The organism is Gracilibacillus salitolerans (genome assembly GCF_009650095.1).
GTDB classification, from domain to species: Bacteria; Bacillota; Bacilli; order Bacillales; family Amphibacillaceae; genus Gracilibacillus; species Gracilibacillus salitolerans.
In genome coordinates this window covers 1,532,557-1,553,970 of the sequence record NZ_CP045915.1, presented here as the reverse complement: position 1 = coordinate 1,553,970, position 21,414 = coordinate 1,532,557, and the positions used below count along the sequence as shown (strand labels likewise).

General features: G+C 39.0%; 22 protein-coding genes and 1 tRNA gene. 3 read left to right on the top strand and 20 right to left on the bottom strand.

The annotated features are described in order from the left end of the window. The first annotated feature begins 129 nt into the window (after positions 1-129). Positions 130-417 (top strand): hypothetical protein, encoded by a 288-nt coding sequence (locus GI584_RS07335; RefSeq protein WP_153790800.1) that lies wholly within the window; start codon positions 130-132, stop codon positions 415-417. Between the two features lie 87 nt (positions 418-504). Here GI584_RS07335 and GI584_RS24385 read toward each other — a convergent pair whose 3' ends face one another. Continuing rightward, complete coding sequence (locus GI584_RS24385; protein ID WP_407647413.1) at positions 505-588, bottom strand: IS3 family transposase; 84 nt, start codon at positions 586-588, stop codon at positions 505-507. Between the two features lie 230 nt (positions 589-818). Between GI584_RS24385 and GI584_RS07330 the strand changes: the two genes are divergently transcribed. Then, a complete protein-coding gene (locus tag GI584_RS07330) occupies positions 819-965 on the top strand; it encodes a hypothetical protein (protein ID WP_153790799.1) in 147 nt (48 codons plus the stop codon). 201 nt (positions 966-1,166) lie between these two features. On the opposite strand, the gene GI584_RS07325 is transcribed toward GI584_RS07330, so the two are convergent. The 4 genes from GI584_RS07325 to GI584_RS07310 form a co-directional block, all read right to left on the bottom strand. Further along, positions 1,167-1,679, bottom strand: a complete 513-nt coding sequence (locus GI584_RS07325; RefSeq protein ID WP_153790798.1) for a methylated-DNA--[protein]-cysteine S-methyltransferase — start codon at positions 1,677-1,679, stop codon at positions 1,167-1,169. A gap of 15 nt (positions 1,680-1,694) precedes the next feature. Continuing rightward, entirely contained in the window at positions 1,695-2,837 is a 1,143-nt protein-coding gene (queG, locus tag GI584_RS07320; RefSeq protein WP_153790797.1) for a tRNA epoxyqueuosine(34) reductase QueG, read from the bottom strand. Positions 2,838-2,894: 57 nt separating this feature from the next. Next, positions 2,895-4,595 carry an ABC-ATPase domain-containing protein gene (locus tag GI584_RS07315; protein ID WP_100361301.1) on the bottom strand — a complete coding sequence of 567 codons (1,701 nt, stop codon included), beginning with the start codon at positions 4,593-4,595 and terminating at the stop codon, positions 2,895-2,897. Positions 4,596-4,793: 198 nt separating this feature from the next. Continuing rightward, positions 4,794-4,867 (bottom strand) — tRNA-Gly (locus tag GI584_RS07310). A gap of 174 nt (positions 4,868-5,041) precedes the next feature. Between GI584_RS07310 and GI584_RS07305 the strand changes: the two genes are divergently transcribed. Further along, the gene (locus GI584_RS07305) at positions 5,042-5,176 is read left to right on the top strand and encodes a lmo0937 family membrane protein (protein ID WP_153790796.1); all 135 of its coding nucleotides are present in this window, start codon (positions 5,042-5,044) and stop codon (positions 5,174-5,176) included. A gap of 46 nt (positions 5,177-5,222) precedes the next feature. Here the strand turns inward: GI584_RS07305 and zupT are convergent, their stop codons facing one another. The 15 genes from zupT to GI584_RS07230 all read right to left on the bottom strand — a co-directional run bounded on the left by zupT (position 5,223) and on the right by GI584_RS07230 (position 21,342). Beyond that, positions 5,223-6,029, bottom strand: a complete 807-nt coding sequence (gene zupT, locus GI584_RS07300) for a zinc transporter ZupT (protein ID WP_100361302.1) — start codon at positions 6,027-6,029, stop codon at positions 5,223-5,225. A gap of 346 nt (positions 6,030-6,375) precedes the next feature. Beyond that, positions 6,376-7,836: a PH domain-containing protein gene (locus GI584_RS07295; RefSeq protein WP_228552361.1), complete on the bottom strand. Its 1,461-nt coding sequence runs from the start codon at positions 7,834-7,836 to the stop codon at positions 6,376-6,378. Next, on the bottom strand, positions 7,829-8,311 hold the full coding sequence (locus tag GI584_RS07290) for a PH domain-containing protein (RefSeq protein ID WP_100361304.1): 483 nt from the start codon (positions 8,309-8,311) through the stop codon (positions 7,829-7,831). Before GI584_RS07290 ends, GI584_RS07295 begins: the two co-directional genes overlap by 8 nt. Continuing rightward, positions 8,308-8,949, bottom strand: coding sequence for an ABC transporter ATP-binding protein (locus GI584_RS07285; RefSeq protein WP_100361305.1), 642 nt, complete (start codon positions 8,947-8,949; stop codon positions 8,308-8,310). Before GI584_RS07285 ends, GI584_RS07290 begins: the two co-directional genes overlap by 4 nt. Positions 8,950-9,500: 551 nt before the next feature. Continuing rightward, positions 9,501-10,247, bottom strand: a complete 747-nt coding sequence (locus tag GI584_RS07280) for an ATP-binding cassette domain-containing protein (RefSeq protein ID WP_153790794.1) — start codon at positions 10,245-10,247, stop codon at positions 9,501-9,503. Beyond that, complete coding sequence (locus tag GI584_RS07275; protein WP_153790793.1) at positions 10,225-11,034, bottom strand: ABC transporter permease; 810 nt, start codon at positions 11,032-11,034, stop codon at positions 10,225-10,227. Before GI584_RS07275 ends, GI584_RS07280 begins: the two co-directional genes overlap by 23 nt. Then, positions 11,031-12,011 carry an ABC transporter permease gene (locus GI584_RS07270; RefSeq protein WP_100361308.1) on the bottom strand — a complete coding sequence of 327 codons (981 nt, stop codon included), beginning with the start codon at positions 12,009-12,011 and terminating at the stop codon, positions 11,031-11,033. Before GI584_RS07270 ends, GI584_RS07275 begins: the two co-directional genes overlap by 4 nt. A 21-nt stretch (positions 12,012-12,032) precedes the next feature. Next, positions 12,033-13,586: an ABC transporter substrate-binding protein gene (locus tag GI584_RS07265; RefSeq protein WP_407647412.1), complete on the bottom strand. Its 1,554-nt coding sequence runs from the start codon at positions 13,584-13,586 to the stop codon at positions 12,033-12,035. A 176-nt stretch (positions 13,587-13,762) separates the two neighbouring features. Next, positions 13,763-14,509: a nickel pincer cofactor biosynthesis protein LarB gene (gene larB, locus GI584_RS07260; RefSeq protein ID WP_153790791.1), complete on the bottom strand. Its 747-nt coding sequence runs from the start codon at positions 14,507-14,509 to the stop codon at positions 13,763-13,765. A gap of 49 nt (positions 14,510-14,558) precedes the next feature. Further along, positions 14,559-16,022, bottom strand: a complete 1,464-nt coding sequence (locus GI584_RS07255; protein WP_153790790.1) for a gluconokinase — start codon at positions 16,020-16,022, stop codon at positions 14,559-14,561. Between the two features lie 62 nt (positions 16,023-16,084). Then, positions 16,085-16,885: an ATP-dependent sacrificial sulfur transferase LarE gene (gene larE / locus GI584_RS07250; protein ID WP_100361312.1), complete on the bottom strand. Its 801-nt coding sequence runs from the start codon at positions 16,883-16,885 to the stop codon at positions 16,085-16,087. Positions 16,886-16,921: 36 nt separating this feature from the next. Beyond that, positions 16,922-17,692 carry a glucose 1-dehydrogenase gene (locus tag GI584_RS07245; RefSeq protein WP_153790789.1) on the bottom strand — a complete coding sequence of 257 codons (771 nt, stop codon included), beginning with the start codon at positions 17,690-17,692 and terminating at the stop codon, positions 16,922-16,924. Positions 17,693-17,713: 21 nt separating this feature from the next. Beyond that, positions 17,714-18,982, bottom strand: coding sequence for a nickel pincer cofactor-dependent isomerase, group 22 (locus tag GI584_RS07240; RefSeq protein WP_153790788.1), 1,269 nt, complete (start codon positions 18,980-18,982; stop codon positions 17,714-17,716). 159 nt (positions 18,983-19,141) lie between these two features. Then, positions 19,142-20,065: an AEC family transporter gene (locus GI584_RS07235; RefSeq protein WP_100361315.1), complete on the bottom strand. Its 924-nt coding sequence runs from the start codon at positions 20,063-20,065 to the stop codon at positions 19,142-19,144. Between the two features lie 200 nt (positions 20,066-20,265). Beyond that, a complete protein-coding gene (locus GI584_RS07230; protein WP_153790787.1) occupies positions 20,266-21,342 on the bottom strand; it encodes a Gfo/Idh/MocA family protein in 1,077 nt (358 codons plus the stop codon). Positions 21,343-21,414: the final 72 nt, after the last annotated feature.

Genomic DNA, 21,414 nt, shown 5'->3' with positions numbered 1-21,414 from the left:
CATAGAAATTTCAAATCTATTACTATATTTTAAAGAGATTAACATTATATTAAATGGGGTTTTTTTATGATTAATTCGTTTACTGCCCGGGAATAAGATTCGTGAACAAACAATAAGGAGGAATTAAAAATGAAGAAACAAATAATATCATTGCTTGGAGTTTCTGTATTAACAATTGGTGGGTTGGCAGCTTGCGGTGAGGAGGAGGAAGCTCCAGCACCAGGAGAAGAGACACCAATGGAAGATCAAGCTCCGGCTGAAGAAGAAGCTCCTATGCCTGAAGAGGATCCAGCTGCTGAAGAGGAACCAATGCCTGAAGAAGATCCAGCTGCTGAGGAAGAGGATCCGATGGAAGAAGATAGTCAAGACGACACCGAAGCAGAAGGTGAAATGGAAGGCGACATTGAATTAGAATAATAAATGATCAAAGGTAAGCAAGTAAAAAGAAATGCTTGTATTTAATTGAAGCGACCCCAAAAAATTAGACAAATTATATTAAGTAGCTTATTGGGCAAGAGTTCGGTATTGTATTGGACTCTTGCCTTTTAATTTTGCCTTAATAGGTTGGTTGTTCCAGTAAAAGTAAATCTATTTGATGCATATTTTGCGAACTTTTAACACCTTGTTTGATGAATAAGCTTCAACATGTCCGTTTCAAAGTCATCCGTACTTATTCCACGACAATGGTTGCTGTCAATCTTTGTATCTTTTTAATGTTAAAGGTGTGTAAATAATATAAATTTTAGTTAATATATGGAATTTTTAGTTGTAATTATCCATATGGATTTTTAGAATGGAATTTGAAGGAGGGATTATTGATGAAGAAGAAATGGCTATCTCTTTTAGCTGTTGCTTTCTTGGCCTTTGGCGGGCTTACTGCTTGTGCCGAAGATGATGAAAGTGACACTGAAGATCAAACGGAAGAAACAACTACTGAGACATCTGAAGACGAAACAGCAGAATAAATAAGAAAAGCGCAGAGCGCCCGTTTAGAAACGTAGCGACTGGAGCGAATCAACTGAGATAAAGGAATCACGGTGTGCTTTGCGAACCGATGATGACTTATCGTAGGGCGATTCGTGAAGTCGCCTAGTTTCTGGGCACTTGGAGCTAGACAAATACCCAAGTTTTATATTTTCTTTCCTGAAAATATAAGGGCGGAAGTATCAAACTCCCGCCCTCTCTAATTCCAATAGATATTCTTTTTTATCCAAACCTCCGCCGTAACCAACTAACTTGCCGTTCTTTCCAATAACGCGATGGCAGGGAATAATGACGGAAATCGGGTTTTTGTTATTAGCACCTCCAACAGCTCGTACTGCTTTTGGTGAATCGATGTTTTTAGCAATATCTAGATAAGAACAAGTTTTACCGTACTCTACTTCAGCTAAAGCTTGCCATACCTTCTTTTGAAAAGGAGTACCGTAAAATCTATAAGGTATCGAAAAGGTCTTTCGCTCCCCTTTAAAATATTGATCCAATTGGCTGATTGTTTCTGTCAATGATTCCTTTGATTCTACTAAGTTAGTAGGTAGAGAATGTTTTTCAGCCCAAGCAATAATCTCCTGTTCATACTCCTCAATCGTTCCAAATTTAATGAAAATAAGATGTTGATCATAACTTACAAGTAAAAGAGTGCCCAGCGGTGAGTCATACGGAAAATAGTTCAGTGAATTCATTACAGATCCCCCCATTTAATTGGTTGATATTGATTCAAATTGTAAGCCTTTTTCCATTTCTTCCATAACTTCCAGGTCTTTTTCTCGCTGCATTGCTTGTTCTATGGCACGAAATCCTCTTTCCTCGCCTATTTTCCCGATTGCCCATGCTGCTGTTCCACGGATGACTGGACGTGGGTCATCGATCATTAACTCGATTAACGTATCAATGGCCGATGCTTCCTTATAATGGGCCAAGGCAAGAATGGCATTACGTTGGAGTGGTTTTTTACCGCGCCAAGAACCGGCCATTTTCCCGAATTTTTCTTTGAATTCACGGTTAGAAACAGCTAACAAATCGACAAGTCGTGGTTTTACCAGATCTGGATCAGGCTCAAACTCCTCATGATTGTGAAAATCTACTCCTTTATTATACGGGCAGACAACCTGGCATGTTTCATAGCCATAGATGTAGTTTCCTAGCTTATCTCGATGATCATCCGGCATGAAACCTTTCGTTTGGGTGAGAAATGCGAGACATTGCTGTGCATTTAATCGTCCCGGCTCGACAAGTGCACCTGTTGGACAAGCGTCTAAACATTTTGTACACGTCCCACACCCCTCATCAAGTGGTTGATCAGCAGGAAAAGGTATATTGGTAATCATCTCACCTAAATACATATAAGATCCGTACTCTGGAGAAATGATTAACGTATTGCTGCCACTGAAACCAATACCGGCTCGTTCTGCCACAGCTCGGTCAGACAATTCACCCGTATCAACCATTGAACTAAATTGTAAGCCTGGCACCTTTTTCTGTAAAAAGGAAGCTAGCTTATCTAACTTTTCTTTTAAAACGATATGATAATCTGTTCCCCATGATGCACGCGCGAAAAAACCGCGGCGATCCCCTTTGACACTTTTCGGATCGTTTTTAATTCTTGTTGGATAGGCAAGTGCAATGGCAATAATTGATTCTGCACCTGGCATTAATCGTTCCGGTTCCGTTCTTTCTTGATTGGTTCCTTTTTCAAATCCAGAAGCATAGCCTAATGCTTGCTGTTCCTCTAGCCTTGATTTAAATTCAGCGAAAGGTTCTACACTGGCAAAACCGATTTTGTCGATACCAATCTCTTTACTATAAGCAATTAACTCTTCTTTCAGTTTTTGATATGCCATTACACTCACCTCCTTTTTATCACGGGGTTTACCGTCCGTAGCGCTGGAATTATCACTTTATTGGACTTTTGCTGTTCTCATTCTGTTCAAGCATGCCGCAATTTCAAATCGTCTTGGCCGGGCAAGGTCACCTGGGTGCTGATTTGGAAAAGGGGCAAATGCTTGTAAACCTTCATTATCCATTATTTTTTCGATATCATCGAGCAAGGATGATAATGGTTTTCCTTGCTTTAAAATCCCTTTTGCTTCCATGTAACGTAACAGTTCTGCAATGGCCCGTGTTTGGGAGGCATCGACTAACTGTTCCACACCTTGAAGTTGAATCGTTGTCATGCCCATCAAAATGGTATAAAGACTTTTAGCTTGCACTTTTTTCTTTTTCCCTTTTTGTAAGTTTAGACTTGGTGGTAAAAAGATGCGTTGATTCATATCACTGGCCAGTTTTTCTGTCACCGGCTGACGGGAAACAGGGTGATGTTCCACAATTTCTCGAGCTTTGTCTGTTACATTAAATGGTTTATATTGATCCATCATGATTACCTCATCTGCCACATCAAAATAATCACCTGAACCACCCATCACTAAAATTGTTGACACTTCTAAATCATCACGTAATTGTTTGATTTTATCGATAAAAGGTGTGATCGGTTCTTTATCTTGGTGAACAAGTGCTTGCATACGTGCATCACGAATCATAAAATTTGTGGCGCTTGTATCTTCATCAATTAACAAGGTTGTCGCCCCGGCTTCTATTGCTTCCACTACATTCGTTGCTTGTGAGGTACTGCCACTGGCATTCTCTGTCGTGAATTTAGTTGTCGCTTGCCCATGCGGCAGATCATTGATAAAAGCAGAGATATTGACCGATGTTACCTGTCTTCCATCTTCAGCTCTTATTTTAACAGCATCGAGATTAGTTAACACATATTCACGACCATCCCCGCGAATATGATGATAAACTCCGCGCTCCAAAGCTTGCAATAACGTACTTTTACCATGATAACCACCACCGACGATTAAGCTTATGCCTTTTTTAATAGCCATACCTGTTAAAGGTTCCTCACGGTGTGGCAGCTTAATTTCCACTCGATTTTCTTGAGGACTTTCAAAAGGCACTGCTTTTCTTAATGGTCGGTTGCTCACACCACTTTCCCGCGGAAGAATTGCTCCATCCGCAACAAAAGCTAGCCAATTATTTTCCTTCATTTTCTCTCTAATGGCGATATGCTGGTCTGCTAGCTGTACACTCTGTTCTATTTCTTCATCTTTTATAGCAAAAATGGAATATTTCAGAATGGAGGGCAGAATCGTAAAAAATAACTTTTCTGCTTCTTTACCATTAATACGGCGCCCATTTGCCGGCAAACCAACTGATAAACAGATAATCGTTTTTTCTTTTTTTATTTGAACCGCTGTTCGTTCAAGAATTTCCTGACCGGGTTGATCTATATGGATTAATCCGCTTTTACCAGATCCCCTCGATTGTTTGGCTTCCGCCTGAATTGCTTTTGCTACCGAACGGGCGATATGATCCGCTACATATATGTTTCTTTGTTTGGATTGTTTCCATTCATCTTTAATTGGACGATATGCATCTGGAATAACGATGCGGATTTTCGAAGGCGACGCGAATGGATCTCCTTGTACATAGTCCATAGATATTTCATAACGATGGAAGGAATAACGCCCTTGAATCGATTTATAGGCTTTATAACCTTTTCCATCTATATTTCGCAAGAGTTGTTGTAACTTTTTCATGCTATTTACTCCTCTTATATATTGTTATTCATTCTCTACAATACAAGTTGTAAACAGTAATGCGCAAGTGTTTTAATCAGACTCTATCTCATTTTGTCGTTATTCGCCACTTTGGATAGATAATTACTTTTAATTTTAACATAATAAAAAAACGTAATGCTTCATTTTAAAACGAAACACTACGTTCAACCCTATGTATGGAGCGGGTGAAGGGAATCGAACCCTCGACATCAGCTTGGAAGGCTGGGGTTTTACCACTAAACTACACCCGCATGGATATATATTAAAAGAACTGTTTATTAAAAACAATTAACAATCTCTTAATGAAACCACGTTGATTATTATAACAAGCCACTGCTATTATTGCAATATTTTTTCGAAAAAAGTTTATTATTGTCGTTAATGGGTATTTTATACGTAACACTAGCAAAGAAGGAGTGAACTTCATGATTTGGACAATTATAGGAATTCTACTGTTAGCATGGATTATTGGCTTTTTATTTGAAGTTGCAGGTGGACTAATACACATTCTACTAGTGATTGCACTTGTAGTCTTTATTGCAAAAATGATAAGAAATTAGAAAAACGATAAGTTTTAAAAAAAACGGGGAACAATCCCCGTTTTTTTTAAATGAACAATAATAAACTTAGTGCCATTACTGCCATCCCTGTAATAAGGCCATATATAGATGTGTGAGCTTCATCGTATTTCTTTGCTGCTGGTAGTAGTTCATCTAAAGAAATAAATACCATGATACCAGCAACGGCCGCAAAAATCATGCCAAACAACACTTCTGATAGAAAAGGCATTAAAAATAAAAAGGCTGCTAACGCACCGATAGGTTCAGATAATCCTGATAGAAAGGATAATTTAAAAGCTTTCTTTTTATCTCCTGTGGCAAAATAAATCGGAACCGAAACAGCAATCCCCTCCGGAATATTGTGAATCGCTATTGCGACGGCAATGGCAACCCCTAAACTAGGATCTTGTAATGCAGCCGTAAAAGTAGCAATCCCTTCAGGAAAGTTATGAATGGCAATGGCTAGTGCAGTGAACGTACCCATTTTCAATAAACTACCATCACCATTTGGATCTTTGTTCATATCCTCTACTTTTTTCAGCTCGTGCGGATTCCCCTGCTTTGGAATAAATTTATCGATTAATGCTATTAAAACCATACCCGCAAAAAATCCTATAACTGTTAACCAAGCTCCTTTTGTATCCCCTAATTCTCCTACCAACGAGTCTTGTGCTTTCACAAAAATTTCTACCATCGAGACATAGATCATCACACCAGCTGAAAACCCTAATGCCCATGACAAAAATTTTGTATTTGTATTGGACGTAAAAAACGCCAGTACGCTACCAACACCTGTTGCCAACCCCGCTAGTAATGTCAAACTAAACGCCCATACCACTCCTTCTAATTCCATTAGCTGTACACCTCTCCTAAGTAAAATCAAAGATCTCCATTATATATATGCCCAAATATTCAAAAAGTTTCCCTTAGGAAAAATAATACACCTAATGCAAAAATTCGTCAACATTTTTATTTTTTAATATACGTTCGCATCATTTGGGCAGAGGGAAACAGTATATGATAGTAGCTCCCACCTCTGATACTTAGGAATAAAAAAAAGGACCACACATTTTTTAGTAATGTGTGGTCCTTTATTCTGTTTATTGCATTTTCAACTTAACTTATATAAATCATCCATTGTCATGGACCTTTTTCTTAAAAGAAAATTGGCACCGTGATAAAGTACTAACTACCTCAAATTAAAGTGGTTTTTCCCGATATGAATACCACTCTGCTATGTGATCTACATCCTCCACTCTTAATTCTCTTACGATGAAATGACGACCAACAAACTTATTTAAGATTGCTGTATCTAATGTTGCTAATCCCTGTTTTCGATGTAAAATATGCTGTTTCTTCTGCAAGGACTGTAATCTTTTGTGTGGTACTAGAGCGGTATCCTTGCTAATAGTACGAGTCTGTACCAGCAATTGCTGATCTTGAATAAGGTATCCCGTTGTTTTGAATTGAAAATAACCATATATACAGGCGAGTAACGTCACAATTAAAGGTATCCAAGCAAATTCAAAGAACTGTATGGCAATGACAATCGTTACGATCAATGGAATTAGAACTGTTCGAACCATATAATAAGGTAATGCCTTAGTCGGTAATTTCACCATTCCTTCAGGCTGATAGCGATATTCAGGTAGTAATTCCTTTAAAAAGCTTGGGATATGTTTTTTGCGCATTAAAGGAAAGATTAACGTGTGCATGTCTTGATTCTGACCTATTTCTCCACTGGCTATCTCGACATAAACTGATGCTAACCCTAATGGTTGCCGAATAATCGTTTCCTTAATACCAACCGCTTGTATCCTTTTTAATGGAATGGTCGATTGTTTCTTTTCTAATAACCCTCTCGTAATAAACAATTCTTTGTCATATCTGGTAATCGTAAAATTCCAATATTGGATCAAGGTCTGTAAAACACCTAACATCCACAATAAAATTAATACGATAATAGCAAATGCGATCAACACTTGAACCGCTTGAGAAAACACCCATTCTGTTGCCTGATTATAGAATCGGTCTGGAATAAACGTTTCTAACTCTGAAAATGCTAAACCAAATAAACCAAGAATAATTCCAAAGCTTCCTGAAGTTGAACCAGCAACAATCAATGCTTTAGGTGTAACTTTTTTCTGAGGATAATCTTTTTCTGGCACTTCTTTGTTCAGTTCCTGGGCGGGTCCTTCGTTCTCGTCTACTACTGCCGCTTGTTGTTTATATTTAAGCTGATCATGAAGCATTTTACCATCTGCCATCGTCACCGCAGATAAGGCCGCATCAATCCGGTGATCACTGCCAGCTGTTTCAATTTGTACTTTTGTTAAACCAAAAATACGATGAATAATATTTTGCGACAAATCAATCGACTGAATTCGGTGTTTCGAAATCGTTCGTTTCTTTCTTATCAGAATACCTTGTTCGATTCGAATTTGATCTTCTTCTAATTGATAGGTATAGCGAAACCAGGATAATACACTAAATAAAATGATTAAACCGATTAAAATGGAGGCACCTAGAATGACATAAAACCATGCATCATTCCCTACAGCTATAATGACAATTGGTAAAAAGCCAAATACGGATTGACGGATTGCCTGAATGATATTAAATATCATTCCTGCTGGGTGTAGTCGTTTTGGTTCAGACATCATCTTGCTCCACCCTCGCTAATTCGGAGATTTGGTCACGTAAATCTGCTGCCTCTGCTTCTAATAAAGCAGGTATTTCATGTGTTGTAGCAGCTGTTGAGATCTGTAAAGTCGCTAATCCATACTTTTTTAAAATCGGACCTTGTTGTGTATCGACATGCTGTACCCTTATCATCGGTACCACGGTTCTGGTCACGATTAAAATTCCGTGCTGTATGTATATTTCCTGTTCATAGATTTGGTAGCGCCATCTTCTCCATCTTAATTTTGGAATAATAAGTATAGTGATTGTACATTCTAAAACGGTAAAAACCGCTAGTACGATACCTAGCCAATACGATAAAAAATCGAAAAAGTACGCTACAACGAATGCTGCAATAGTTAGTAATAACGGTATAATTGCAATGAGTTGCGCTGTTAATTTCCACGCCTTAATCGCATCCGTGGCAATTCTTTCATTAGGTTGTTCTCTCATTTTCTCACCCCTTCATGATTATTACGAGATAGATCGTCGGTTGGTTTCACAAATTGCGTAAAATCTATTACTTTTTCACATAGATTGTCTAACAGAAGTCGATCATGACTAATAATAAGTAATCCCACCTTATTGTTTTTGACATATTCCGTTACCAACTGCCATATTTCTGCTTGTGCGATCGGATCTAACATTGTCGTCATTTCATCTGCAATAATATAAGAAGGATTCGTTAATAAACATCGTGCTATGCATATTCTTTGTAGTTGGCCTCCTGAAAGTTGATGTGGATAGCGCGGTAACCATTCAAAAGGTATATTCAATTGATCAAGCAATTGCTTATTTATCTCTCCCGCTTCCTCTAATACCTTCTGTAATCGCCACTTTGGATTGACCGATTGTTCCGGGTGCTGCCATATTAATTGGACAGGATAAGGTTTGTTTTTTACTGGTTTGTAATTGATTTCTCCAGATTCAGCTGACAAATAGCCTGTTATCACTTTGGCAAATGTCGTCTTTCCCACCCCACTTGCACCACTTAGTCCAACAATTTCCCCTTTAGCCAGAGTCAAAGAAATATCGCGAAAAAGCGTTTTTCGATTGGGTAAAGTATAAGATAGCTTTTCTACCTTTAGCATGTATAAGCTCCTCATTAAAAATTTGGCAAAACTCACTTGATTCATAGTAGATACATACTGCGAACTAATGAAAAATCAGAATTGCTCTTTTCCATTCTGATTAAAGGTAAGTGCTATGATACGCTCCGGCAAGATACTTCGCTTTCCACGGGCACGGCCTCAGCCTCCTCAACAAGCAAAGAACGCTTGTCTGTGGGGTCTTCGGACACGTGCTGGTCCCGTAGGAGTCTGCGTATCTTGCCTCCACTGGTAGTGTAGCACTGATTTTTTGAAGATAGAACTCATGGAATTACATTCTTAGGATTTTCTGTGACTTTATCAGAACACTATTCTGAGCTGCGGAAAAATGCGACACTCCTGGGGGAACAGCGCGAGCCGAAGATCCACTTTGCAAAGTGATTTTCTTTGCAAAGTTAGCTGAGGCCGTGCCCCCGGAAAGGGAGTATTTTTCCGCAGCGATGGTTATGCACTCATCAAGAAAAGAATGGAAGAAAGCAAATCTATGTACACATTACTTCGCAGTTTATGTTTTATGTGCTTTATTGTATATATTATATTTTAAATAGATTTTGTGGTAGAGACTGCCATAATGCTTTTGTAAAGGGATGTGTCAACTTCTCTCCTTCACCTGAAAAATGCTCGACATCGGCTACTTCGACGATACTTCCCTGCTCTAAAACTGCTACTTGGTCAGCTAGTTGAAGCGCCACATCAAAATCATGGGTAATCAAGAGAATTGCCTTCCCTGCTTGTTTCACCTGTTTTAATAAAGCAATCATTTCATTCTTAGCTTCCTGATCAAGTCCCGGAGTCGGTTCGTCAGCTATCACTACGTTGGCAGGACTGCCTAACGCAATCATTGCTAATACTCTCCGGGCTTGCCCACCAGATAATTGAAACGGATAACGTGTTGCAATATCCGCATCCAGTCCCAATCGTGCTAATAAGTCGAGCATCATCTGATGAGGATTCCCTGCTTGAATCAGCCCTTCTATCTGTTTACCAACTTTCATCAAAGGGTCAAGTGCTGCTACTGATTGTGGTATCAATACGATATTTGTTCCACGGTCCTGCTCATTAACCTGTCGACCGCTATATAACACATCACCTTTTTGACGAAGGTTTTCTGGTAACAGTTGAAAGATAGATTGAGCTAATAAACTCTTTCCTGAGCCACTGGCACCTACAAGGGCTAACACTTGTCCTTTGGTTAATGAAAAATGAATATCTTTTAACAGACAATGCGCTGACTCTTGATGAAAAACAGATAGTTGATTAACCTCTAAAATAGTTTTCATAGGACCGATCCCTTTCTAAATGAAGTTTGAACGCATTAGCAAAACGTTGAAATAACATAATCATAACTAACAGTGTCAAACCTGGAAAGAAGGAAAGCCACCACATACCGGAAGATAAATATTGCATGGATTCCGATAAGATAATACCGATTGCTGGCTGCTCTGCTGATAAACCAAACCCTAAGAAAGTGATCGATGCTTCATGTAAGATCGCATGCGGAAAAATTAAGGTAAAGCCCACCATTAATTGAGGAAAAAGGTGAGGAAGAAAATGATGTCTTGCCCGCCACCAGAATCCTTTTCCAAGCCGTTTTGAAATTTGTACAAATGGCATGGTCTGTAATTGTAATAGCTCCGCTCTTAGTATCCTTGTTATCGCCGGCCAATGGGTCAGCATTAAGCCAATCACTACTCCTTTGAATCCCCCACCTAATACAAACGAAATTAGTATTAATGTAACAAGATGCGGTAAACTCAGAAATAAATCGATTAACCATGATACCATTTTATCAAGGTATGGATTGACTGTTGCCAGAAGACTCAGTAAAAGCCCTAAGCATGTCGAAAGCAGTGCCGTCACAATACCGAGGGTGATACTAAGTTGAATTCCTTTAAGTGTTCGGAGTAACATATCACGTCCAAGCCAGTCGGTTCCGAACAAATGCAATAAACTCGGAGCTTGGTTTTTTCCAATTAAATCAAGATCGATTGTATCGTTACTAATCACGAAAGACAGCATATAGAAAACAAGAAATACCAAAAGTGGGATCAGCATGTTTTTTTTCATGACCTGCTCCCTCCCTTTCGTAAACGCGGATCTAAAACGAGATATAGGATATCTGCTATCCAATTACCAACGAAAACAAAGATAGCACTAATCAGCACAATTGCTAGAAAAAGTGGCATATCTCCCTGTAAACCTGCATCCACCACTGCTTGTCCTAATCCGGGATAACTGAAAACTTGTTCTGCTATAATCGCACCACCAAATAATTCACCAAATGAAGCGAAATGTACTGAAATAGCCGGTAACAACATATTACGGAGGCCATGTCTCATAAATAAACGAATGCCTGCATAACCATTCGCTCTCGCCTGCAAAATATAAGCGGTCTTAAGCACATCTAACAATTTTTCTCTTGTATGTAGACAAACATTAGCAACCCCAATAATACTAAGTGTTAAAGCTGGTAAAATCGCATGATAGAGACGGTCAGCAAAGGTTACTTCCGAAGTAGTTATGCCTATTGGTGCACTCAGGCCAGTCGGGAAGATACCCAGCCAGACTGAGAATACCATCATGAGTAATATTCCTAACCAAAATCCTGGTGTAGAAAGTAACAGATAGCAATACCCTTTAATAAACCGGTCGATCCATGTTCCCTTTTTCATGGCTGCAATAGATCCTAACACAATCCCCAAAATTCCAGACATTAGCCAAGCAAGAGCAATTAATAGAATCGAAGAGAAGAATCTATCTGCTATAACATCCATAACAGGAACTCGATGAATTAGCGATGTACCGAAATCACCCGACAGAATACTAGAAATCCATTGTAGATATTGGGTAAAAAGTGATTGATCCAAGCCCCAGTACGCCTCGATCAGCTCCCGTTGCTCTGGACTAACTAGCAGCATATCCGCACCAATATATGCTCGTACCGGATCAACTGGAGACATGCTGACCAGCAAGAAAGTAAGGAGACTAACCGCAAACAGCAATAAAACTAGCCGTAATAATTTCTTTATGATCGCAACTGCCATTGACGTTCGTCTCCTTCCTTTTTACTCGATTACTTGCCATTCTGTAATAAAATCAGTAATTGGCCACCCATGTCCGTGTGGTTGTATCTTTTGTTCGCCTATTTCAATATTTTCATTAACATAATAAATATGATTAAGGTTTACTAGCCAGAGCCATGGCGCATCCCCTATCGTACTCATACCTGTATCGCCATCCCATTGGGCCAGTTGCCAATTTTCATATGCCTCTTCTTCTGTACGTGCATGAATTGCCTGATCTAAATAGTGATCCACTTGTTCATTTTGATAATAATTAGCATTATAATAGTCGATTCCTTGCATGGAAGAATGATAAAGAGAATATAGTTCAATTGGATCGTGACTTCCCCAACCCATCATGACTGGATTAGCATGCATTTCTCTTTCAATCTCGCTCCAGCTTGCACCTTCCGTTGTGACTTCTATACCAAACTGATTCATCATGTCTGCAAACACAAGGGATAAGGATTGTCTCATTTGATCACCTGAAGGATAATACAACGTCATACTAGCCTTTTGTCCATCTTTTTCAAAAATATCATCTTTTCCACGTTGCCAGCCTGCATCTGTTAAAATCTGTTCGGCGCGCTCTTGATCACCATCTTCAATCATTGTGTCAGGGTTTCCCCATGGTAAGCCATCCGCACTGGAATAAGCAACTGTTCCTTCACCATTCAGAACACCTTCTACGATTTCCTGGCGGTTAATTGCATAATTGAGCGCTTTTCGGATTGCAGGATCTGATGTAATAGCATTGCCGACTTGCTCTTCCTCATCATTCGTTGTCGGCTCAGGATATGGCAGCATTACCCCTCTGTTATCAACACTTTGTAAGGAGAGTTGTTGCATCCCTTCGATTTCTTGATCAGCCATTGTAATGGGGACAGATAAAACATCGACTTGTCCTGCTTTTGCTGCTGCAATTGCTTGATCTTCTCCCGCAAATAAAAAGGTGAGCTGTTCAAATTCTGACTCATTACCATAGTATCGAGGATTTCTTTCTACGATTAATTGCTCTCCTTTTCGCCATTCTACTAATCGATAAGGACCCGAACCGACCGGATTCTCTGCATAATTTTTATCATATGCATGTTCCGGTACAATTCCTAACCTTTGCATCGTATATAAGAAAGTCGACTGAGGTTGTGCAAGGTGAAAAGTTATCTGATAGTCACCCTCTTTGTCCATACTTTCAAGATTGGCTAAGTCAACAACCGATTGGGCTTTTTTTGCTGTTTCATATGTAAAAATCACATCACCCGCTGTTAACGGTTCACCATCGGAAAATTGCACGTCATCCCGAAGAGTTACATTCCAAGTTAAACCATCTTCTGACACGTGATAATCCGTTGCCAGATCATATCTAATTTCCATTTCATTGTTTTGTTTAAGTAAGGTACTTTGAAAAAGTGGTGAACCATATCTACCCCAGCCAGTAGTCGGATCAAAGCCGTCTTCTGGCTCCCCTCCTATTGCCAATGTTAAATGATTTACTTGATCAGAATTTGCGTTTGTTTCAGGTGTCGGTTTATCACTACAACCTATTAAGATAATCATTAATATTATTAAACTAATTTTCTTCACCGTTGATTACTCCTTATCTGATTTGAAAATACCGATAATTATTATACCATGCATGACATGAGAAGTCGTAAGTACTTGCAATGAAAATAGTAAAACTCGTTTCATTTGTAATTGAAACGAGTTTATACTTTATGAACCATTCCATTTTTTTATGATGATCGATTTGCAATTCGGTGGATCATCACCGCATTATAAGCGCCACCGAAGCCATTATCAATATTGACCACACTGATTCCTGATGCACACGAATTGAGCATCGTCAATAAAGCAGACAATCCTTGAAAGTTAGCACCATAGCCAACACTTGTCGGCACCGCAATAATTGGATGAGAAGCGAGACCACCAACAACACTCGGTAGTGCACCTTCCATCCCGGCTACAATAACAGAAACCGTTGCACCTCTTATTTCATCAATATGTGCCATCAAGCGATGGATCCCTGCGACTCCCACATCATAAAATCGTCTAACCTCCACACCATAGGCTTCTGCTGTTTTTGCAGCTTCTTCTGCAACCGGTAAATCAGAAGTACCAGCACAAACCACGGCAATATAACCTTTATAATGATTGGAATCCAGACTATTTTGCATAAAAAGGGTTCTGCTTGTATGATCATATTGAAAATCAGGTAATCGTTCAATAATCTCTTCTGCCTTTGAGTGAGTAACTCTTGTTATTAAAATGTTTTCTTTTTTCACCATCATTGCCCGGGAAATATCGATAATTTGTGACGCATCTTTTCCTTCACCAAAAATCACTTCAGGAAAACCCTGTCGTTTTTTTCGATGATGATCGACTTTGGCAAAGCCGAGGTTTTCAAAGGTTGCGAGCTTTTCTTTTGCTTCATCTGGTGATAATTCCCCATTAGCAACTTTTCCCAAGATATCTTCGAGCATTCCATCACATCCATAAACTGATTCACAAAACTAGTTGCTGTCCACTTTTTTAAAAATACTTCTCTATATCCTTAGCAATTTGTTGATATTTCGTAAATGCTTCTTTATATTTTTCATGGTTGACCATATTCGGTTTGACAACCTGGTCAATTGGTATATTCTCTTTAATTTTTTCGAATGATTCTACTTTACCAGTTGCTACAAGTGCTGTCCAGCCTGCTCCCCATGCTGCTCCATGGTGTGTATCGGCTAGTTGTATTTCCTGACCAAACACATCTGCTAAAATTTGGACCCATAAAGGTGATTTTGACAATCCTCCATTTACTGAAATTGTAGTTGGTACTCCAGCAATTTCTTCGAGTGATTGTCCAATTTGATACAAATTAAAAACAATACCTTCCAATACAGCACGAACTAAATGTCTACGGCGGTGAGTTACACTTAATCCATAAAAATTACCGCGTGCTTTTTGGTTCCATACAGGCGCACGTTCTCCATTCACATAAGGAACAAACAGTAATCCATCAGCACCAATCTCCACCTCTTCTGCTCCTGCTAAAAATTGTTCGTGACTGCCTTCGAATTCCATCATATCCTTCAGCCATTGTAAAGCAATTCCGCCATTGTTAGTCGGCCCGCCAATGATCGAGGTATCTGACGTAAAGGCATAACTAAAAGTTTCGCCATTCTCATTAACATGCTGTCCGGAGATTAATTGTCGGATTGCACCACTTGTGCCCACAGTCACCGCTACTTCTCCCGGCTTAATCGCACCATTTCCAAGGTTGGCCAGTTGACCATCTGCAGCGCCTATTACTAAAGGAGTTCCTTCTGGCCAGCCTAGTTCCGTAGCAATTTCCGTTTTTAAGCCCTCTACGATCTCAGTTGGCCCTACTATCTCTGATAATTGCGAGCGTTTAACTCCAGCAAGCTCTAGTGCTTCCTCTTCCCAATCCAATGATTTAACATTCATTAAGCCGGTAGCTGATGCCATCGAATAATCAATAATCCGCTTATCGAACCATTGAAATAATAGATATTCCTTCATCGACATAAAATACGCAGCGTTTTGATATGGTTCATAGTTATTTTCTTTCATCCACATTAATTTTAATAATGGTGACATCGGATGAATTGGTGTACCTGTTTTACTATAAACGCTTTTTTTAACAGCAGGGTCTAAGTCAGTGACTAATTCACTGCTTCTACCATCTGACCAGATTGACATATCAGATAACGGTTTCCCGTTCTGATCAACACAAATCAACGAGTGCATGGCACATGATATGCCAACTGATAATACGTTTTGTTGTTGGGTTTCAACGAAAATATCGGCTAACACTTTTCGCGTGCTTGCTTCGATTTCATCCGGTTTCTGTTCCACAAAAGATGGTGCTGGATAATAAGTTTCAATCAATTGTTCTGCTTCCGCTTTTACCTTTCCTTTTAAATCAAATGCTACTGCTTTCACACTTGTGGTCCCAAAGTCAAGACCAATTACTACTTCCTCCATAATGTCCTCCTTCACCCAGTTAGTAAAAGCTTTGGAAAAAATCCAAAGCTTTTACTCCTTAACTATGATAGGGCACGGTTCATACTACCGCTTTTATATCCTACTAAATCCATTGTAACAAATTTATAGCCATAACTTTGCAATTTTTCCGTTACTCGCTGATGATTCGCTAATAATTTTTGCATGTCTTGTGGCTCTACTTCAATTCTTGCAATGTCTTCATGCGTACGAACTCTCACTTGACGAAGACCAATTGTTTTCAAAAAAGCTTCCGATTTATCTACTTTGGTGAGCTTTGCCTTCGTTATCGTTTCACCATAGGCAATTCTTGAGGATAGACATGCAAAAGATGGCTTATCCCAAGTCGGCAAGTCCATTTCTTTCGATAAATCACGAATTTCTTCTTTATATAAATCAGCTTCTTGTAATGGCCCACGTACCCCTTGCTCTTTTGCCGCTCTCATACCAGGACGATACTCGCTCATATCATCGGCAATCACACCATAGACGATGTTTTGGAATCCTTTTTCCTTCATAATCGGTACGAGATGGTCAAATAAGCTATTTTTACAGAAATAGCAACGGTTTTTATCGTTTTCTGTATAACCGGGAATGGCTAGTTCACTCGTTTCGATCACTTGATGTCTAGCACCAATATGCTCGGCTAATTGTTTGGCTTCTTCTAGCTCACTTGTCGGATAGGTTTCCGAGTCAGCTGTAACCGCCAGTACGTTATCGACACCTAATGTATCCACAGCTACTTTTAATAAAAAGGTACTGTCCACCCCACCTGAAAAAGCGACAACTACTTTCTTCATTTCCTGGAGAATAGAAACTAACTTTTGATGTTTTTGTTCTATCACGTTCTATCTCCCTCCCTCTGTGGTTTGTTGTCCTTATTATATCGTCATACTTCCATAACCACCATCAACTCGCAGTAATTCACCAGTGACAAAACCGCTTGCTTTATCAGATGCCAGGTAAATCGTTGCACCTTGTAATTCTTCCGGTTCACCAAAACGGTTCATTGGTGTATGATTCATGATTGAGTTAACACGGTCTTCGCTTAGGATTTTACGGTTTTGTTCTGCCGGGAAGAACCCAGGAATAATTGCATTTACACGAATATTGTGTGGAGCAAATTCACGTGCTAAATATTGTGTCACACTGTTGATCGCAGCTTTAGAAGCAGAATAAGTGAACACTTTAGAAAGTGGTGTTGTAGATGAAACAGAAGATATGTTAATAATGCTGCCTCCACGTTGCTGCTCTATCATTCTTTTTGCAAAAATTTGCGTGGCAAATACAACTCCTTTTAAATTAACATCCATAATTTTATCCCATTCTTCTGTTGAAAGCTCTAAGTATGGAGTGGTACTATTCATTCCTGGTGCGTTTAAGAGGATATCCCATCCTCCTGACCATTCTTCAATCTCTTTTGCTACAGTTTCTACGGTTGAAAGATCACTTACATCTGCCTGAAAAGCTTTTGCTTCGCCACCATCATTTTGGATTTCTTTCACAACCTCTTCAGCTGTTTCTAGGTTGCGTCCAACAATGGCAACTTTCGCTCCATGCTCAGCCAAGCCCTTGGCCATCGAACCACCTAAAGTACTATTCCCTCCAAGTGCTACAGCTACTTTTCCTGTTAAATCAAATAATTTACTCATTATATGCTTCCCCTCTCCGTTTTATTTTAGATTTCCTTCTTGATCAAATTCGAAATTATATAAGTTTGACATTTTCTCAAGACTTTCATGTTTTTCTACATCTTCAAGCATATTTTCCGACACTTCTATTTCACCAATTTCCAACGTGTTTTTAATTCGAACCACTCTGGCTTTGGTAAAATCCAAGATATTACATGTTTTTATTGCAGCTTGAATCGCTGTTTTTTCGTCAGGCATTGCTGTCGATATATGTGTTGGACCTACAACTGTAGAGGTTAAACCATTAGCATAGGTTGCTTCACGATTCATTTGGTCTACCAGCTTTTGTGTAGTAAAATCTGCTGTACCGACACCATTGGCATTGCCCTCTGTTTCTTCGGTTAGATCTAATACCACCATTTTAGATACATCCGGGCCACCATAGGCATACGGAGTTGGATAGCGTCCAGTGATATTCGGATCCATTCCATCCCCACTGATGTTTTTACCAATTTCATCGATCACCAGTACATCAATCTGTTCAAAGAAAAGCTTCGGTAACGATTTTTTGGCAAGCTTTTGTAGCTCTGGTTCTTGTTCTTCAATTTCTTCCGGTAATAATACTTCCAATCTTTCGACTTTATCAAACGCATTCTCTACCGTCGCTACCGTAAAAAGAATAGGCATTTTATCGATAATAATTTTTGCCATGGCTGGTACATGCTCTGCCATATGTTTAAAACCTAATTGATGACAAGCTTCTGCACCTTTTTGCTTTCCTAAACCAATACTAATCATCTTCATAATGCCACTTTCAACAGGACCACGGAATGCAGTATGTGGTTTTACACGATTAATGACAACAATGCCATCTGCTTCTGAAGCTAGCTTATCAATGTAAATTGGTAAGCCATTTTCTAATTCATCAATTTTAATAACTTCCATCGAAGAACGTATTTCTGCTCCAACTACATCTTCTTTGACTCCAAGGTGCTCAAGTACCGCTTTTTGACCTGGACCTGTGGCACCACCATGACTACCCATACACGGAACGATAAATGGTTTAGCTCCATGTTCTTTAAGAAAATCTATGGTTACTTTCGTTGTCTCAACAAGACGGTCAAGGCCACGACTGCCAACTGCAACTGCCACTTCCATCCCTGGTTTGATTTGATTCTCTATTCCTTTTTGATTTAATCGCTGATTCAACACTGACCCTAAGTCATCAATTTGTTGATTATTAAAGTATTGTTTCACTTTCATCATTTTAGGAATCGGAATATCTTGCACTAATTCATGTAAAATCCCCATCAGATTCACTCCTTTTTAATTAGTATGGTACCGTTTAACTATTTTATTGCGTATAGTATACCATTAATTTGTTTGGTGGACAAATTAATTATACTACCCATTCAAATAAGGGTTTTTCGCAAACATTGCTATTCAACCACTCCAATCCGCAACACCTACCTAAAATAGTAGTTGAGCAACATAGACGGTTCCTGTGACGGTGAGCATGCTTGCTATGGTTGAAAATAATACTGTTTGTGCTGCCAAATCTGGGTGACTTTTGTATTCTTCTGCAATGACGGCACTGTTAATGGAAGTAGGCATCGCTGAGGCAATAAATAACGCTTGTGCCATTATACCGTCCAGTTGAAAAAGACTAATAATAATAAATGCTACAATCGGACCGCCAATTAAACGTAACATGATACTGGCATAAACCGTATATAATCCTCTTTTGAACTTCAACCGAGCAACCTGTGCACCCAATGTAATCAACGCAAACGCTATCATTGCATCAGCAATATAATTAGCTGATACCAAAATTGGTTCAGGAACCGAAACATTCCATGCATTTAACAGGACTCCTGAAAGCATGGCGTATAACACTGGCATTTTAAAATAACCTAAAGCTGCTTTCCACTTGCCATCTTTAGCTGCTCTTAGAGAAAAAATCCCATAAGAAAAGAGAAAAATATTTTGTAAGGTTAACACTATCACCTGAATCGACATAGCATAGGGATCACCACGAAAAGCTAAATCATTTACCGGCACCCCGTAATTACCTGAATTAAAAAACATCACACTATTAGCAAATGTCGTCCTCTTTCCACCTCTAATTCGCATTAACTTGGCAATGAATAATGCTGCTAAATATAGTAAAAATACTAGTAATAGAAAAAAAGCTAACACATGCGCGAATAGTTGCAGACTAAAAGTCGCTTCATACAATCTCACAAAAATAAAACCTGGCACAACAAAATAAATATTTAATTTGGCTAATGTCGCTATATCCAATGTGAATTTAAGATGTAAATAAAACCCAATCGCTAACAAAATAAAAATAGGGAGAATTACATCTTTAAAGATGACGAGAAACTCTGTCAAATACTCACTCCCTTTTATAACAACGTTGTTATTTCGATTTTATCATATAATTACGGAAAAAGGAATATTGTTTTGTAATTACTCTCAGTCAGGTAAATTGAGGCAGTTCGACAGGATGTGGATGTATAACAATATTTTTTCTCTATACTAAAGAAAAGGACTGCCCATAAGTCATTTGCTATAACTTATGGGACAGCCCATCATTTTGTAACGTCTATTGCTTTCGCTTGTGCTTGTAGGCACAGTTCAGCTGCTTTAAATGCGTGTTTTTGTGTCATCGCATTCTCGGTACGATGGATACAATCTTTAATCAGTTCACCAAAGAACGGGAAGCCTACTTTTCCGTTCAGATCAAAATGTTTTTCCTCTTCTTGATTGACAAGATAAAGCTGATTCCCACCTTTATTTGTCGCTAAATCAACATATTTACGGATCTCTATTGTTCCTTCCGTTCCAACAATAAACATCCTGCCATCTCCCCAATTGCTCAAACCGTCTGGTGTAAACCAATCGACACGGAAAAATTGCGTTGCCCCATTATCTCCTCGTAATGTCGCATCACCGTAATCATCCAGTTCAGGATAGTCTGGGTTATCATAATTTCCGATTTTACTGTGTAAAACTTCTGCATCTTCACACTCAGCGTAAAATAAAAATTGCTCGATTTGGTGACTTCCAATATCACACAATATACCGCCATATTTTTCTTTCTCAAAAAACCAATCCGGTCTACTTGGCGCATTCAGGCGATGCGGACCAAATCCTGTTACTTGAATAACTCTGCCTATCGCACCTTGTTCAATTAATTGCCCAGCAAAAACTGCACTTTCTACGTGTAGGCGTTCACTATAATACACCATATATTTTTGTCCTGTTTCTTCTACTACCTTCTTTGTTTCTTCTAATTGTTCGAGTGTTGTGAATGGTGTCTTGTCTGTGAAGTAATCTTTCCCCGCTCGCATAACTCGATTTCCTAATGCACTTCGCTCAGATGGAATCGCCGCAGCTGCAACAAGTTTCACTTCTTGATCGTCCAACACTTGTTCTAAAGACTCTGCCTGTTTAGCCTGTGGAAATTTTTTTAGAAAGTTATCCACTTTTTGTTGATCTGGATCATAGACCCACTTTAAAGTGGCACCCGCTTCCAATAATCCATTACATTGACCAAAGATATGACCATGATCTAATCCAGCTGCTGCAAAGACAAATTCTCCTTCTTTGACAACCGGATTTGGTTTACCCTTTGGTGCATAATTCATACCATCTCCATTACTCATCAACTAACACTCCTTACATCTATTAATCTACTAACTATTGTAAGTGTTTTCAATCCATTTTCCTAATAAAAC